This is a genomic window from bacterium, assembly GCA_020444065.1.
Taxonomy (GTDB): domain Bacteria; phylum Sumerlaeota; class Sumerlaeia; order SLMS01; family JAHLLQ01; genus JAHLLQ01.
The window spans coordinates 435,614-452,182 of record JAHLLQ010000001.1; the positions used below are offsets into that span (position 1 = coordinate 435,614).

Genomic DNA, 16,569 nt, shown 5'->3' on the forward strand with positions numbered 1-16,569 from the left:
ACCGACTTCCCCCTTGCCGCTGTGCACCGGTGTGGAGAGGGTGGCGAGAAGCTGGTATTGCTCGCAACAGGGCGCTCTCATGATCCTGCCACTCCCCGGCCGCCGGCGGCGTCGGGCCGTCGCAAAGAAATCCGATTCCAAGGCCCCAAAACGTCTCGTCGTTCTGGTGCCTCCCCTGCTCAATCCGAGCCTCATCATGCAGTTGCTGGCGTGGAGGCTGCGCCGCGCAGGCTATCGCACGCGCGTGTTCAGCTACGCGTCCTATCGGCGCGACATTCCGGATAATGCAGAGTTACTGGCGGCGTATCTGCGGCAGCTCGGCGAGGACGACATCGATGTGGTAACGTTCAGCCTGGGGGGGATTCTGCTGCGTTGGGCGGTCAATCACCACGAAATGCCTCGCCTGGGTTCTGTCGTGCAGATTGGCGCGCCGAATCGCGGAGCTTTCATGGCCGATTGGCTGTGGAGCAAGACGGGGCCGTTCTTCCCGCTGATCTGGGGACGCGCCGCGATGCAGTTGCGCCGCGGGACTGCGGGACTGTGCGAACGCGCCGGCCAATTCCCCCGCGCGACCCGCCTGGGCATCATCGCCGGCGGGATCAGCCATTCGAAGGGCTTCAATCCGCTCATCCCGGGCGACAACGACTTCACGGTCGGCGTGCAGGAGACAATTCTGCCGGGAATGCGCGACTTCGCCCTCGTGCGCGCCCGCCACACGCAACTGGTGCTTCTGAAACGAACGGCGGATCTCACCCGCCAGTTCCTCCAAACCGGCCGCTTTCGCACGGGCGGCCGCGCCACGCATTGAGTGATGAACAATCAGCGAGCATCGATTGCAATCTGGATCGGAGGTCTGGTCTTGGCCGCCTGCCTGGGGACTCTTCATCCCCCGCAACCGCTGCTTTGGGGACTCATGATCGCCGGGTTCGCACTCGATCTGGCTTCGCTCGGTTATTACATCTTAAAGAAGTCCGGATTCGCCGCCGTCTCCTGGGTTTTCTATTGCTTGGGCTTCCTGAACGGCGGGTCCGCAATGAAACCAATTGTAACGGTTCCACTCGTGATCGGGTTGCAGGCAGTGATCCACGTGTGGGCACAGGCGCGATTACACCACCATGATCTCGGGCAGGCATATGGGCGATCGGAGGAGGATTGAGATGTCAATTAGCTCCCCCCACTTTCTGTTCTTCATCGCTGCGGTCCTTGTAGTTTGGTTTGGAGTCCCAAGGATTGTTCTTTGGAAGATCAGAGGGAGGAGGCCGATGAGCGATGAGGAGTTCCTCGATCGAATTACTGAGCCCTCCGCTCCCTCAAGCGACCAAATTCTGAAGAGAAGGCATCAACTAGCCGAAGTGTTGAAGTTGCCGGTCGAGGTGATTTGGCCGGGAAACAAAATAGAGTACCTGATGTGGATCACGGATCTGGTGAAGCAGGACGAACTGCTGGGTGCGTTGATGACGATCCTCATGAATGAAGGTATCCCAGAGAAGTCGGCGTGGCGCCTGATCCGACATCAGCAAGTCCGGGAGTGGTGCCTGGCCTCCCCCAACTGACTGGGCGGCATTCCCCCTCTTTGCCGTTGCGGCTCGGCGGCATTCGGGCTAGAAGGGCCTGAAAGCTGGGATTGCCAATGAAACACATTGCACTGATTCTTATTGCCTTAGCCGCGATGAGCTCAACTGCCTGCAAGGGCGGCGAGGAGCCGGCATCGGAAGCGCCCGCCGCCAAAGAGCGCGCCACGACGACAGTTGTCGAGACACCAGCGCCAACGCCTGCCCCGACAGCGACGCCGGAGCCGACTCCGGAACCGACGCCTCAGGATGTCACAACCCCTGGTGGCGTGAAGGTCGAGTTTATCGAACCGGGCAGCGATCGGATTCTGATGCCCGGCGATACGGTGAAGGTGCACTACTCCGGTTGGCTGGAGAACGGCGAGAAGTTCGATAGCTCTTACGATTGGGGGAGCCCGCTGGAATTCCGTCTTGGGAGAGGAGAGGTCATCAAGGGGTGGGATGAGGGAATTGCGAGACTTCACGTCGGTTCAAAAGCAAAACTGACAATCCCGGCCGACATGGCCTACGGAAAGCGCGGCATGCCACCGCGAATTCCTCCCGATGCCACGCTCACGTTCGAAGTCGAAGTGCTCGATGCCCAATAGCTCCCGTCAGGAAAAGCGAATGACCCCGCGAAACGCACCGAAGTCGAAAAAGACCGAAGGAAATCCGAAGTACCTGATCATCGAAGACCACGCCGCGCTCGTCGAGTATTGCTCGAAGCTGGAAGCGAGCAAGATCCTTGCGCTCGATACGGAGTTCATCGGCGAGAAGTCATACTATCCATCGCTCGAGTTGATCCAGATCGCCGGCGAGAACGGTACGCCGCCGGGTCTGATCGATGCCCGCAAAATCGATGATCTCAAGCCGCTGGCAAAGCTGGTTCTGGATCCGAAGCGCGAGAAGATCTTCCACTCCGCATCACAGGATCTTTCAATCCTGCACCGACATCTGGGCGAAGTGCCTCGTCCTTTGTTTGATACGCAACTCGCCGCCGCGATGATCGGCATCGGCGCGCAGGTTTCGTACGTCAACCTGGTGCGCGAACTGCTCGGCGTGCGATTGAAGAAGAGCCAGACGGTAAGCGACTGGTCGCGCCGTCCGCTTTCGGCTGCGCAATTGAGCTACGCCGCCGAAGATGTGCTGTATCTCCACGGTCTGCGCGAGGAGTTGTTGAAGCGCCTGAAAGAGATGGGGCGCGAAGCGTGGTATCGCGAAGAACAATCGCGCCGCGGCGACGAAGCGTCCGAGGACGAGCAGGTTCTGGACGAGGAGCGCTATCGCTCGGTGAAGGATTGGGTGAAGCTCTCGGAGCAGAAGTTGGCGATTCTGCGTGAGCTGACCGCGTGGCGCGAAGCCCAGGCACGCAAGCGCGATGTGCCGCGCCGCCAGGTAATCTCCGATGACGGCCTGGTTGCGTTGGCGCGCATCGCGCCGGATTCGCGGCAAGAGGTGAAGGACGCTCGGCACGCGCCGCTTGGACAGATCTTCCGCGTGCTCGACGAGGTTCTGCCAATCATCAAGAAGGCCAAGGAACTGCCTTCGGAGAAATGGCCGAAGAAGAACGTCACGTCTCGCCCGGACATCCCTGTTGGGCTTGTCGAAGTCTTCCAGGCCCTTCTGCGCGCAACGGCCGAGCAAGAGCAAATCGCGGCGCCGCTTCTGGCAACGACCAGCGAACTGACCACGCTGATCAATAACCGCCACAAGCTGAAGGGGCTCGAACTGCCTGTGTTGACTGGCTGGCGGCGCGAGTTGATCGGCGAACGATTGCTGGCGCTGCTGGACGGCCGCATGCACCTGCGCATCAAGGACCGCGACCGCCTCGTCATTGACGAGAAGTGATGGTCCCTTCTCAGCGTATCTGCTCGAGGCGAAGGGCGACTCCCAACGCACGTCCGCTCGGCCCATCCTCGTGGAATATCGGTTGCACGTCGATATCCAGAAGAGCGCTGTGCTGGAAGGGGACTTGAGGGAGTTCGATGTCGTTCCAATTACCCGGCTGCAGCATATATACCCCACACTGTTTCCCATTCACAGAAATGGTCATGGATTGATTCACGCCATCGGGAAGTGACGGCGAGAACACGTGGAGACGGGCGGGATTCTCCGTCGCGAGGAACATGAAATGGGCCTGCGGCGCGGTCCAACTGACCGACGTCTCGCCCCACTGCTCTCGACCGTAGAGGCCCTGGGAATCATAGGGGTTATCTCTCCATTGAATTGGCCTCGTGGTTATGTAGACCTTCCCGCGGCGAAGCTGATAGAGAATCTGACTGTCCCGAACCTGCCAGAGCCAGGCTTGGCTGGGACCGATGCCGAGGTCGTGTTTTGCGTGCCAATCTCCATCGTAAGTGAATGCGCCGAGTCCCTGGATCCCAATGCCGATCGTCAAGAGGGCAAGAGCGCTGGCGCGAAGGATTCGGTTCCCCCACCACCGTGCCACGCCGATCCCAAACAGGATCGCTATCTCCGGCCCCGCATCCAGCAGATAGCGCCACCCCCAAGACCAGCCGGCAAACCAGCCATTGAGCTTCGAGTAGAGAAAGAGCGTTGGCAGAATGGAAAGAAGGCAGATTAGCCGAAGCGCATTATCTCGCCGATTGAGTGGGAGTGCGCCCTTCGGCCGGATGAACGCGAAGAGAAGCAGAACAACCCACGGGCTGTGCGGCAGGATCCCCTTGCTGGGATTCACAAGGAGCGCGCTCAGAGTGTAGAAAAACGGCGATGAGAACTGCAGCCACAACGTCGGCCCGATGCGCAGAGCACTGCCGAAGACCAAGGCATGATAGAGCATCGTCAACGGTACAAGAACGAGGAGACCGGCTGCGAAAGCGATGCGTTCCCTGGCGGTGCCAAGTCCCCACCAGCCGCAGGCAATTGCCACGAACGCCACTGCGGGCGCGGTCTGATAACGGCAGAGGACGGCGACTGCAAACAGCAGGCCCGCCGCCAGGCTTCGCCAGATCCCGGCCTTCGATTCCGATGTCATTCCGAAGATCGTCAGGAGTGCAGCTGCCCTGAAGAAGGCGGCGGGCTGGTGCTGGAGATAATCCACGCAAAGCGGCCAGAACGAACTGCCAAACCAGAGTGCAACGAGTGCCAAAGATGCCGGCAGAGGGCCAATGCGCCTCCACAGCAGCAGCCACACACAGACCCCGGCGAAGTAGAGGAACAACATACCGACGAAGCGCCCAATATGCCCCCAAATGACGATATCGTTGTGAACGGTCTCCCCAAACAGGCCAGCGAGCTTGAAGAAGGGCGCAAGCAGCAGGCCTGGCGTGAAGTTGAAGATGGAGAATAGATGGTCACCAGACTCGAAGACGAAGTACGGAAGCGCCCCGCCGTTGCGATCGCGGAGCATCGAATCGTACTCGGAAAGTTCGAAGTCGGAAGACCAGGCCAGACTGGCTGCAGAGTACAGATGAGCTTGCGAATCGCCGTTGAATTGCACTCGCCATGTGATGCCATACAGCAATATGAAGCAGACTGTCAGGATGCCAAGCCAACGAACAGCAGCATGCTTGTCTTTGTCGGGACTCGATAAAGAGGAATCATTCGGAATCTCGGTGCCCATGATGCCTCGATTAAGATCGCTTCGGCATGAGGAATCTCTGCTTCACCGGATCGATTCGAATGTCGATCACGCGGCTGTCGTCGAGCGTGATCGCTTCTCCGTCGAGTTGCACCCAGGCGGGTTTTTCGCTGCGCCAGCGCGCGCGAGAGAAAGCCCCGATGCGACCGACTCCGGGAAGTACGTGATCCTTTTCCGGTAGTTTCAGGGCCAACGATCCGGCCATTGCGAGCAGTGAAGCCGGGTTGTCATGACGCGTCCAGACGGCCTGCAGATAGGGGTCGACAGCGGTGGTGGCGAAACAGCGACTGCCCGCGTAGACAGGAATCTTCGAAATGACGACGGATGCCGCGCGGAACACGCGCCGATCGGTGTCGAATCGAATGCGCCCGGAGCGCGCAGCGAGCGGCGATATCGCGAGCTCTCCCAATCCTGTCAGGCCATAAGATGCGCCGCCAATCATTCGTTTCAGCTTTGGCGAGTTCCGATGGACGACCCGCGCGTCGTAACCGATGGACGCGAAGCACGCAATGCGGCGATCATTGACCTTTGCGGGAGAGCATTCGGCGACATCCCCCGCCAGAAGCTGGCGAAGGGCTTCCATGGGGTCGTCCACGGAGACGCGAGCCGCCCGCAGGAAGGCATTCACCGTTCCTAGCGGAAGCGGCGCCACGACAACACGCTCGATCCCGGGCAGATTCACCGTGTGGTAGAGCGTGCCGTCTCCCCCGCCGACGAGGATCAACTCGAAGCCACGCTCAACGCCACGGCCGATCAGTTGCAGCATGTGCTCCAGAGATCGCGAGATGGCAACTTCGCTCTTGGGGTGTTGTTCGTGCAAAGCGCGATCGATGGCCTCCGGCATGCCCCGATGGAACTTGTGCAACGTCGAGCCATTCAAAACCGCGAGGGCTTTCATGACGAGTTCTATCCTTGAGACTGGCGCGGTCTGCCGAGTCCGAGCAGACGGTCGATGATGATTCCCGCCGCAGCGCGAACCGAAAGGTGATTCCACTCAGTCGGGCCGTAAATGGGCTCCAGAACGTAGTCCATTTCCTGGATGACGGAGGGGTGCAATCCCCAGCCCGTCCCGAAGATCAGCACGAACACGCGCTCATCGTCCGGATCGTCCAGCCAGTCACGCATTTCCTGGTAGGACAGCGTATTCACAGCCTTACGGGCGCTTGTCGCGACCCAGACGATTTCTTTCCCGGGATAGAGCTCTTCCATGCGCTCTTCGAGTTCCGGCAAGTCCGTCGCCAGGTAAGTGTCCTCGAGTGCTTCCTTGCGCGTGACGTTATACGCCGCGCCCCACCCGTCCTTCCAATGGCCGAAGACTTTCTGCACGTAACGCTGCATGTTCTCGTAAGGATGAACGATCCAGATGCCATCCGCGCCGTAGGTGCGACCGATGCGAGACAGGTCGTGAATGTCGAGGTTCGTGACGGAAGTCGCGGCGACGTTGCCGCGTTTGTCGACGGTGGGATGATGGACGAGTGCGATGTGAAGGGGCATGGCGTTGGGGATTCTCGGAGGTGTTATTCTTCTTCGCCTGGCAGAACGATCCGGCGCTTGCGGGTGGACTTGGCATCCGGGCCGGCGATTTCTGCGAGCGCAGTCTCGAGCGCCTCGATGGCCTGGTCCAACAGGCGTTCCTCTTCCTCGTCCAGATTTCCCTGGGTCTTCTGTCGCAGGATGCGCAGGAGGCCGATTTCGTACTTCGCAGCACCGAAGTCGACCGGCCGAGGCTTGCCCGTGGCGGGATCGGCGATGACCCCGAGGTGCAGCATTCCTTGAATCTGGTGGAGTTGCACAATGGTGATGAAAGCAGGTTTCATCTCGCCGGGGTTTGCAGGAGTTGCCATCTTCTCGTTGCCGTCGCGTGGGTTGGGGCGCCAAAACAGGCGCCGAACTTCATCGGGCGCCATCCGCCCAGGGCGAGACTATTCATGAATCAACGGCCCCGCGTCAAACGCGGCCTTGCTGTCTTTGGAGTTTTGTTCTTCTGCCTGCTCCTGTTCCATGGGGGTACGGTGTGGGGAACTCAGGTCTTCTGTGGCGGAGACATTGTGAACAATGAATTCCCGCGCCGTGCCTATTGGCTGGCCCAGGGATTCTCGACCGGCTGGTTCTCCTCCACGATGTCCGGCTTTCCGTATTTCGGCGACATTCAAGCGGGCGTACTGTATCCACCCAAGTGGCTGTTCTGGCTGGGGCTGCCGCTGGAGCGGGCCATGACGTGGGTGTTGCTTCTGCACCTGCTGGGCGGAGGCCTGGGGTTCTATCGCCTGGCCAGACTTCGCGTCTCGCTGATTCCAGCCCTATTGGCGGGCATCCTCTGGATGTGCGGCGGGTATCTGATGCTTCGCCTCGTATCCGGTATCGCAATCTTCATCTACTCGTTGGCGTGGTTTCCATGGATGTGGGCAGAGGCGGAATTGTGCGGCCAGGCGAACAAACGTGCGACCGCGCGACTGGCGCTGCTGGGAGCACTGCAGTTTCTGGCCGGTGCGCCGCAACTCGTCCAGATCACCTGGATGGGGCTGGGCATCTGGGTGCTTGGGCGGGCCATCGCCGAGCCGGGCACGGCGAAGACACGGCTGCTGACCGTCGTGCATTTCGGGATCGCGGGATTGGTCACCCTGATCATCAGCCTGCCGCAACTCGCGGCCAGTTGGGTGTATGCGCAATTGGGTGTCGGCCGCGGTGCCGAGCAGGCCTGGAACTATCTGACGTCTGATTCCCTGTCTCCCCGAACATTGATCACGGATTTGGCGCCGGATTTCTTCATGACCGGCACGAACGAGATGTTCTATTGGGGCTCCAGCACCGGCTTTCACGAAACGAATGCCTACGTTGGGATCGCTGCGCTGATGTTGGCGGCACTGGGACTGGTTGTTGGCTGGAAACGACTGGGAGGAACCGATCTAAGCCTCGAGCAATCCGCGGATCGTCGATGGCTTGCGACGGGCCTGGTGCTGGCGGTATTCGGGCTGCTTGTGGCGTTAGGCCGCAATACGTTCGTCTACAAGGTTCTTTATTCCATCCTCCCAGGATTCGATCTGTTCCGCGTGCCCGCGCGCTGGCAACTCTGGACTGTCGGGCCGATCATTCTGTTCGCAGCGTTCGGTCTGGAACGGCTCCTCCAGATGTCCGATGAGGACGCGCCCGATGAAGAGCGCAAGCGCCTGGCGATCGCGGGCGCCTCAATTGCAGTGGTGTTCGCGATTGGGTTCGCAGTGGCGCGAGGAATCGTGCCGTCCCTGGCGGAGGTGCTCGGGTTGAGCGATCGCCTGCCGGGACTTCCCCCGGGCCTTAAGGAGGACATCCTGACGACGGCGAGCAATTCGCTCGAATGGGGACTCTCGATGGTCGTCGTCACGGCGATTGCCGGGGGACTTCTGATCGCTCGGAAGCTGAATCGGCGTGTGGCGATCGGGCTACTCTTTGCTGGTGTGCTGCTTGATTTGTTGCGATTCTGGGGACCGTTCAGCGATCCGATTCCTCAGGTGCTGGATCGAATGGAAATCGAATCGGAGGCCGTGTATCACAAAATCGCTGCGGCGGACTTCCAGGATTTCTTCTATCCCGAGACGCCGTTGGTTGATGAACTCCGAGCTTCGCCCGAGGGCCGTTTCGTTTACACGAACAGCATGCTGGATTACCGAGTCGACGAGTACACGCGCGAGATCGCCTGTGAACGACCTGCAGTTTACGGATTGGAGACGATGCGCGGGTATCAACCGCTGCTGCTGAAGAGCTACGTCGAGGACTTCCGCCATCTGTACGATGCGAGCCGATTGAACGTGCCGCCGGACAGCGAACTCAGTGCTTTCATGTTCCTGCCGCAAGTTGACGATCGCACGTATCTGGATGCGTACAACGCTACAGTGCTGCTGACATACGGCATATTCCCGGACGGGGAACCGGCACGGGAGAAACTCGAGAGGATCGGCCTGCAGTTCAAGAAGCAGATGCCGTACGGTCTGCAGATTTGGGAGAATCCGCACGCGGTGGGCTGGGCGTGGTTATCCTCGGACGATCAGTGGCCGGGCATAGAGAATCGTGCGGCTGTCGAGATCGCAGAACTGGAACGCACACCGGATCGAACTGCGTTCCGCGTTGTCGTTCCGGACGAGGGAATGACGGTGCACTTCGCCGAGATCGAGTACCCGAACTGGCGAATCGTGGCGACTGGCCCGGATGGACAGACCGTTGAGGGAGAGGGACGATCGATGGCCTTGCCGGCGGGCGAGTGGCAGGTGGAGCGCACGTATCACTTGCCCGCAATGTCGCGGACGATGCTGCCGGTTTCGGCACTGCTCTTCCTGGGATTGCTGGTTGGGGGATTCTGGCCAGTGAGGAAACGCAAGGAAGTTGCCGAGTAACTACTCCTTCGGCTCCACCTCTTCCAAGGCCTCTGCTTCGGGCTCCTCTGCTTCGTCCTCGTCCTTCTTGGGGAACTCCAGCGGAGGGATGCGCTGCCAATCGGGATCGTCTCGCATAGCGACTCGACGTTCGAGTTCCAGCAATGCCTGGAGCGTGACCTGATTCTGCTCTTCCATATAATGGATTGCCTCCGCGCGAACATCTCGCGTCGCGATGATCAACAGCCAAATCAGGATGATGAAGCACATCCCGTAGTAGAGAATCGCACCGCGCGCCGTCAGGTAGGGATCCAGGTAGTTGCTGAGATCGTAGCATCCGGCGAGCAGCAGCAGAACGAAAAGCCCGGTAGTACGGCGCCGGAATCGGCGATTCTCGAAGCGGGTCTCCTCTTTCTCGCGCTGGGCGGCTCCGAGCACTAGAATCTCGCGCCCCCAGAGAATCAGGAGAAGCAGCAGGAATGTTGACCACAGTACAAGACGAACCAACGCGTGCCCCCTTCGCTTTCTGGGCCGATCCTGCTAGCCCCTGCTTGACGCTGCCAACAGAAGAATATGGACTCGTATGCAGAGCGGCCGAACTGTGCCGCCGGATCCCTCAGGAGTCAGCGCGGTGACGGACCAATCGGGCCCCACGGCTGAGAAGAGACTGAATCAGTTCCTTTCGGTGCTGTCGCACCTGGGCTGGAGCCTGAGCGCGCCCGGCGCACCTCGGAAATTCCGGCACGGCGGCCGCGGAATAGCGGGCCAGGCCGTGTGGCTGGCGCTGTCGCTGCCGGACGAGCATTCGCTACTGCTGATGGCCCTGGAAGAGGACCTCCCGTCCCTGTCGCCATGCTTCAAGGCCTACGAGGACTTGACGGTCCGGCATCGCCAGATCTTCCGCGCTGTCGCGGAGGAGGGACTGACTGCCCGGTACCTGCTCCTTCTTGGGCATCAGGGCGCCCACCTGATCGACCGGGCGAGCGAGGACATTCTGCTGGCCGCCGAAGATCACGAGGAGATTGACGAGCGGTTGCTGCCGCTGCTGGACCTTCAGTCGCTCTCCCGTGGATCGCTGACGGCGTTCCCGCGTAAGGCGCTTCGGCAACGCGCACGCGAACTGGCCGACTGGACACAGCTCTGGAGCGCCCGGATCGGGTCGAAGCTCGACCTGACGCAGGGCGTGATGTGGCGCTTCTTCGAGTGGCTGCACTTAGCGCGTCTTGCCGAAGAGAATCACGTCGGTCCTGCTCATGATACGTCGATAGGCGACTACGCTTTGAGCGCACATTCTCCCGATCCAAAGCGATTTCTCGACGCTCGCCTGCGGCCTCTCCACCAGGAGTGGTTCCTGCTCCAGGAAGGCGACCCGGAAACAAAGCTGGGCATTGCAGCACGCGCGGCGGCCGAGGGGCTGATGGCCGATTGCCTGAAGAGCTACAGCCTGCTGAGTAGTGGCAAGTTCAGCGCCGAGGTGTTCGCGGAGGCCTTTGCAGACGAGGAATTGCGCGTCCTGTCCTGGAAGTCGTCTGTGATCGCCAGCGATCTTTCCGGCGCCGAGGACGAAGGAACGCGGTGGTTGTACGAGGCCTTCGAGTTCGATTTGGACAAGCAGGGCTGCGCGGTTCTTCTGAAGCGGATGGACGAATTGACGGAGCAAATCCGGCGCTTTGCACAAGCTCAGCGCCTCGCGGCGGAACGCGGCGAACGAGTCGGCTTTCAGATGGATCTGCTGGCGGAAGCCCCTCCCGAGATCGTTCCCGACGAGGCGCCACGGTTCGTCCTGAAGCACGTTCTGCGTGTCCGCACCGGCGACCCTGCTCGCGCGGCACTGGCGAAGACTCTTCTGCTCGCACGAGCGTGCGAATGGTACCGGCGCTATCGGCGTTCGGAGCTGACCTTCCCGCCACTACAGGTGGACCTCTCCCGCCAGCCGGAGCCTCCCCCACCGTCAGATGGGCCGTCGCTGAACTGAGCACCACCCCGCCCAACCTGCGTCGCGGTTCTCTATTCCCTTGCGGACGGAAGCCCCCAGGGACAACATCCGATGAACTTCATAATCTCTACGGGATGGTGCGATGAACTCTCGCCTGATAGAGGTCCTGTGTCAGCGCCACTTCAGAAATGGCGAAGGACTGCATGGGATCTCTCATTGGAAGCGTGTCGAGTCCAACGGGTTGATGCTGGCTGCTGAGACGGGAGGCGACGTGCACGTCATTCGAGCATTTGCCTACCTGCACGATGCGGCCCGCCAGAATGAGCATGTAGACCCCGAACATGGGGAACGAGCTGCTCGTCTGGCGATCGAGCTCAACGAGGAATACATGGGGCTGGATCGGAATCGGTTGGCTGTTCTTGTGGAAGCCTGTCGCCATCATAGCGACATGCAGTCACACAAGAGCCGAACGATCTGCACCTGTTGGGACGCAGACCGGCTGGATCTCGTGAGATTGGGGTATCGGATCGATCCGGGGAAGCTGGCCACGGAGGTGGCGGCTCTGCCGGATATGATCGAGGCTGCCAGGGCCCGCCTGGCGACAATGCGCTGACGGGCCCCCGGACCTCGAAACGACATTAAGTCTGGTTGCCGATCGTCTGAATTTTCAATAAACGATCTTCGACCAGAAGGAGGTTGTCTCCCGCCATCTCAACGACCTGGAGAAGGTTGCTCATCGTGCTGATCTCCTCGACCTGCTCATCGACGAACCACTGCAGGAAGCTCGCGGTGGCGTGATCGTCTTCGCTTCGAGCAAGGGTCATCATCTGGTTGATCTGGCGAGTCACTTCCTTCTCCTGCTGCAGGGAAGCAGCCACCGCCTCGCGGACGGACTTGAATTTGTTCGCAGGCTCTGGAATGGCGTTGATGACGAGATCGCCACCGACCTCGAGAAGGTAGTGGACGAATTTCATCGCGTGGGCGCGCTCTTCGTCGGATTGCTCGAAGAATCGCTGGGACATCACGCTCAAACCGAGTGAATCCAGATATCCAGCGATGGACAGATAGGCGTTCGAAGAGTATAGTTCATTAGCAACCTGCTGATTAATCGAGTCTTGCATGGCGTCGGAAATCAGTGCCTTTTGATCCATGTGAACCTCCTGAAGGATTTGGGACGAAGTGTACAGCCGAGAGGCTGGCCCGTAAGCGAGTAGGAATCAAGCAAACAGGCTGGATTTTTGCGTGCAGAAAGACGAATTTCAAAACCGATCAAAATGACCCTTTTCCCGGTCAGTCCGGCCGGTAATATGGAACCTATGCGAAATCGCGACCAGATTGGAGAATGGTTGATGACCCCTCGAATGAATTCTCTCGGAGGAATCCTCAGGGCCGTGGCCGCACTAGCCCTGATTGTGGCCAGTGCGCCAGGGGCGCTGGTGCTTGCCGACGCCAACGTCAAGGACTTCGAGCCGCCCCTCTGGTTCGAAGCGAACGAAGGCCAGATCTCCTCGTCGGCGGATTTCTACGCCCGTGGTCCAGGCTACATGATGTTCTTCGAGGACCAGGGGCCGATCCTCCGGCTCCGGGATGACGAAGGACAGTTCTCGGAAGTCGCGATTCGGTTCCAGAATGGCGCGCCGAATCCACGTCTCGATGGCGTGGAATCGCACGGCGGTCACGTGAACTACTTCATGGGCAACGATTCAGCTAAATGGAAGACGCATGTTCCGACCTGGTCGCGGATTGCCTATCGCGAGGCTTATCCGGGCATCGACGTGATGTTCTACGGCAAGGGACAAGATCTGGAATACGACTTCGAAATCGCCCCGGGCGTCGATCCGAGCCAGATCGCCTTGGCTTTCGACGGTGCGAACGCACTGTCCATCGAATCTGACGGCCTGCTGTCCGTGCAACTCGGCGATGGCGAGATCCACTTCAACGCCCCGATCGCTTTCCAGGAAATCGGCGGTTACATCGTTCCGGTCCGGGTCGCTTATCGGACTCTTGACGATTCGACAGTCGGTTTCGAGCTGGGTGAGTACGATCCGGACTACAAACTGACCATCGACCCGGTGCTCGTCTACTCGACATACTTGGGTGGCTCCAATGTGGACTGGGCCGAAGACATCGTGGTCGATTCGAACAATGTCGCCTATGTTGTGGGGACAACGTTCTCCAGCGATATCCCGACGAGTCCTGGTGTGGTCACTCCCCCCTCTCCGCCGCAGGGCCGCGGCTCTGTGTCCGCATCGGACATCTTCGTGGCCCAGATCGAGGGGCCAAACGGCAGCGATCCCGCCGCGGTGCGCTGGGTCAGTTATGTCGGCCAGGTCGGTGGCATCGACGAAGGGACGGGGATCGATCTTGATGATACCGGGGTCGTGTATGTCTCCGGCACAACCCAATCGACCAGCTTCCCACTTGCTCTTCAGATTCAGTCGGAGCTTCAGGGTGCCTCGGACGCCGTCGGTGTTGTCTTGTCCAACGATGGAGCGACGCTGTTCTTCTCCTCGTATATCGGTGGTTCCGGCGCAGAGCGCGGAACAGACGTCTCCACAGGAGACACTGGGCGATTTGTTATCACAGGTGAGACTGCTTCTTCCGACTTCCCCACTTTGTTCCCGATCCAGGATACATTCGGAACGGGCGGCACCGATGGCTTTGCCATCGTCCTCGGCCCTCCGGCTGGCGGGAAGAGGGCTGCCGCGCAGGTCTACTTCTCCTCCTACTTCGGTGGATCGGGTGCCGACCTGGCGAATGCAGTAGATTGGAATTCCGGCAGTAACGTGATGGCATTTGCGGGGACAACGTCCTCGCCTGATCTCCCACAGACTGCAGCGATTCAGGGAGGCTACGGAGGGGGTGTGTCTGACGCCTTCATGCTCGTGGTCAGCGGGGATGTGACAGTGACTCCGACGGTTGTCCTGTCGACGTTTGTCGGCGGCTCGGGTCCCGAGGAAGGCAATGGTGTAGCCTCTGGTGGAATGTACGAAGCCTGCATGACTGGATCGACCGGCTCGTTCCTTGACTTCCCTGTTCAGAGTCCATTGCAAGCGGGCTATGGCGGCGGCGTCACTGATGCCTTCCTGACGGCCGTGGATTACTTTGGCGGAGAGAGCTTTGTGCAGACATCCGGCTTCTTTGGCGGCTCAGGCGCAGACCAGGGGAATGGCATCGCCTTCGATGGGTCATATGCCACTTTAGTCGGAACAACAGCATCATCAGACTTCCCAACATTGGACCCATTCCTTTTCAATCTGAACGGACCGACCGATGCGTTCGTCGCACAGGTCTACTACATCGAGGGCACAGACATCCTCTTCAGTTCCTACTACGGAGGAAGCCTCTCCGAAGAGGGCCTGGGGATCGCCCTCGGGCCATCGGGATCGGTCTTTATATGCGGCCGGACAACTTCCAGCGACTTGCCGCTAGTTAACGAAGCACAGGACACGTTGATGGGAACGGCTGATGCCTTTGTCGCGGAAATCGACCCGTACGGGGTCAGCCCCACGCCGACACCGATTCCTCCCTGCGAGGATCCGAAATACATCATCTACACCGACGATGTCGAAACATCGCCGGTGACGAACTGGTCGATGACGGGATTGTGGCATCGCCAGGAGAACTCGGTCTGTATCACTCCGCCGGCAACGAGTGGCAATTCGGCCTTCGCATTCAACATCGAAGGACAATGTACCTACGAGAGCGGCGGCATCTCCGCCGGTTCGCTCCAGATGATCGACGAAATCAAGCTTCCGAGCGCCGATTGTGTTCAGCTCGTCTACCAGAACTACGTGGAGACAGAGGATTATGCGGGCTACGACATGTACAGCGTGTGGCTGTCGGTCGATGGTGGAGCCTTCTTCCCCATCTCGGAGAATTTCCTCTCTAATCCCCAGTGGACCGAGGCACGAGTCGACCTGACTCCGTATGCGAATCGCAAGATCCGCCTGCGCTTCGACTTCGATACCGTCGATGATACGATTAACGACTACGTCGGATGGTACATCGACGATGTTCAGGTGGTGGCGACAAACTTCCTGGAGTTCGTGAGCGCCTTCATTATCAACACGCCGGGCCAGGCTTATGTCGTGTTCCGCGACGAGTTCGATCGCAATGTCGGTTCGTATGTCGTGACAGTAGCCGAGTCAGCAACACCGGGCGCGCCCTTCTATTCGCAGACCTTCGACGTGGGAGCCGTGCCGAGGGCCCCGGCCGGTCCGCCCGAGAACCGCTATACGGATGTCTTCTCGCTGCCACTGAATGACGGCGGGAACCCGAGTTCGTTCGAAGGCGATTATGTCTACGTGATTACCGGATACGATAGTGTCGGTGGATCGGGATCCGTCGTCTTCACTGAGACTGGTACAGCGAAGGTTCCGTCGACCTCGGTTGACAATGTGAGCGCAACCCGGAATCCCGACGATTCCTGGACGATCCGCTTCACCGATTCGCGTCCGACGGGATCTGCCAACGACTACAACTACTATCTGTACGAGCAGTCGTTCTTCACGACACGTGATGATCGCGCGATTCAGACGGAACTGCTTGTTGCCGATAACGGCCGCGATCGTGAGCCGGTGGAAAGCGTCGGCACTCCGATCTCGTTCGAGCACACATACACGCCAACGCCCGGCAACAAGGGCTGGTACGTGCGTTCGCTGCGTCGCTACTACGCGAACAACGGCGAGGACACGGGCCTGTCCGATGTCGGATTCATTTCACCCTATGTGCACGGCACGATCCCGTATCCGACCAGCAGGCGCGACACCGATGGCGATGGGTTCAGTGATGAGCTCGAGCTTGCGATCGGAACATCGCCGAAGGATCCGGCAGAGCGACCGCTCTTCGGTGACTTCAATCGCGATGGACACGTCAATATGGCCGACGCAATCCAGTTGGCTCGTGCGACTACCGATGACGCGCTTGTCTTCTACGATCCGCTGTACGATATCAATGCTGACGGCCAGGTGGATTCTGTCGATGCCGATGTGCTTGTGAAGTGGGCAATCGGTAAGGCGGGTTACGATCCATTGCCCTTGCGGGAGCCGCTGGAAGAGTAACACTTCCCCCAAATCCTCCCAGAGCAAAACAGAACCGCGGCACGTTGGCTTCAAACCAACGTGCCGCGGTTTC

The 16,569-nt window shown here is 59.7% G+C and carries 15 protein-coding genes; 9 read left to right on the forward strand and 6 right to left on the reverse strand.

The genetic code is table 11. The features are described 5' to 3' along the window. Positions 1-79: 79 nt before the first annotated feature. From KQI84_01655 to rnd, 5 genes are all read left to right on the forward strand, one after another. Positions 80-808, forward strand: coding sequence for a hypothetical protein (locus KQI84_01655; GenBank protein MCB2153564.1), 729 nt, complete (start codon positions 80-82; stop codon positions 806-808). A gap of 51 nt (positions 809-859) precedes the next feature. Continuing rightward, a complete protein-coding gene (locus KQI84_01660) occupies positions 860-1,156 on the forward strand; it encodes a hypothetical protein (GenBank protein MCB2153565.1) in 297 nt (98 codons plus the stop codon). A gap of 106 nt (positions 1,157-1,262) precedes the next feature. Further along, positions 1,263-1,553 carry a hypothetical protein gene (locus KQI84_01665; protein ID MCB2153566.1) on the forward strand — a complete coding sequence of 97 codons (291 nt, stop codon included), beginning with the start codon at positions 1,263-1,265 and terminating at the stop codon, positions 1,551-1,553. A gap of 116 nt (positions 1,554-1,669) precedes the next feature. Then, positions 1,670-2,158 carry an FKBP-type peptidyl-prolyl cis-trans isomerase gene (locus tag KQI84_01670; GenBank protein ID MCB2153567.1) on the forward strand — a complete coding sequence of 163 codons (489 nt, stop codon included), beginning with the start codon at positions 1,670-1,672 and terminating at the stop codon, positions 2,156-2,158. A gap of 19 nt (positions 2,159-2,177) precedes the next feature. Then, on the forward strand, positions 2,178-3,398 hold the full coding sequence (gene rnd / locus KQI84_01675) for a ribonuclease D (protein MCB2153568.1): 1,221 nt from the start codon (positions 2,178-2,180) through the stop codon (positions 3,396-3,398). A 10-nt stretch (positions 3,399-3,408) separates the two neighbouring features. On the opposite strand, the gene KQI84_01680 is transcribed toward rnd, so the two are convergent. From KQI84_01680 to KQI84_01695, 4 genes are read right to left on the reverse strand one after another with little or no spacing between them, the layout of a single operon-like run. After that, positions 3,409-5,133 carry a hypothetical protein gene (locus KQI84_01680; protein ID MCB2153569.1) on the reverse strand — a complete coding sequence of 575 codons (1,725 nt, stop codon included), beginning with the start codon at positions 5,131-5,133 and terminating at the stop codon, positions 3,409-3,411. A 10-nt stretch (positions 5,134-5,143) separates the two neighbouring features. After that, complete coding sequence (locus KQI84_01685; GenBank protein ID MCB2153570.1) at positions 5,144-6,049, reverse strand: hypothetical protein; 906 nt, start codon at positions 6,047-6,049, stop codon at positions 5,144-5,146. 8 nt (positions 6,050-6,057) lie between these two features. Beyond that, on the reverse strand, positions 6,058-6,645 hold the full coding sequence (locus KQI84_01690; protein MCB2153571.1) for an RNA methyltransferase: 588 nt from the start codon (positions 6,643-6,645) through the stop codon (positions 6,058-6,060). A 23-nt stretch (positions 6,646-6,668) separates the two neighbouring features. Next, entirely contained in the window at positions 6,669-6,995 is a 327-nt protein-coding gene (locus tag KQI84_01695) for a DUF1844 domain-containing protein (GenBank protein MCB2153572.1), read from the reverse strand. An 84-nt stretch (positions 6,996-7,079) separates the two neighbouring features. Here KQI84_01695 and KQI84_01700 point away from each other — a divergent pair, with 84 nt between their 5' ends. Continuing rightward, the gene (locus KQI84_01700; GenBank protein ID MCB2153573.1) at positions 7,080-9,518 is read left to right on the forward strand and encodes a hypothetical protein; all 2,439 of its coding nucleotides are present in this window, start codon (positions 7,080-7,082) and stop codon (positions 9,516-9,518) included. Here the strand turns inward: KQI84_01700 and KQI84_01705 are convergent, their stop codons facing one another. Beyond that, positions 9,519-10,004: a hypothetical protein gene (locus KQI84_01705; GenBank protein MCB2153574.1), complete on the reverse strand. Its 486-nt coding sequence runs from the start codon at positions 10,002-10,004 to the stop codon at positions 9,519-9,521. It abuts the gene before it with no gap. A gap of 124 nt (positions 10,005-10,128) precedes the next feature. Between KQI84_01705 and KQI84_01710 the strand changes: the two genes are divergently transcribed. Together KQI84_01710 and KQI84_01715 are read left to right on the forward strand one after the other, a co-directional pair. Further along, on the forward strand, positions 10,129-11,472 hold the full coding sequence (locus KQI84_01710; protein MCB2153575.1) for a hypothetical protein: 1,344 nt from the start codon (positions 10,129-10,131) through the stop codon (positions 11,470-11,472). A gap of 103 nt (positions 11,473-11,575) precedes the next feature. Then, positions 11,576-12,046, forward strand: a complete 471-nt coding sequence (locus KQI84_01715; protein MCB2153576.1) for an HD domain-containing protein — start codon at positions 11,576-11,578, stop codon at positions 12,044-12,046. A gap of 25 nt (positions 12,047-12,071) precedes the next feature. On the opposite strand, the gene KQI84_01720 is transcribed toward KQI84_01715, so the two are convergent. Continuing rightward, positions 12,072-12,584 (reverse strand): ferritin, encoded by a 513-nt coding sequence (locus tag KQI84_01720; GenBank protein ID MCB2153577.1) that lies wholly within the window; start codon positions 12,582-12,584, stop codon positions 12,072-12,074. Between the two features lie 198 nt (positions 12,585-12,782). Between KQI84_01720 and KQI84_01725 the strand changes: the two genes are divergently transcribed. Next, complete coding sequence (locus tag KQI84_01725; protein ID MCB2153578.1) at positions 12,783-16,496, forward strand: SBBP repeat-containing protein; 3,714 nt, start codon at positions 12,783-12,785, stop codon at positions 16,494-16,496. Positions 16,497-16,569: the final 73 nt, after the last annotated feature.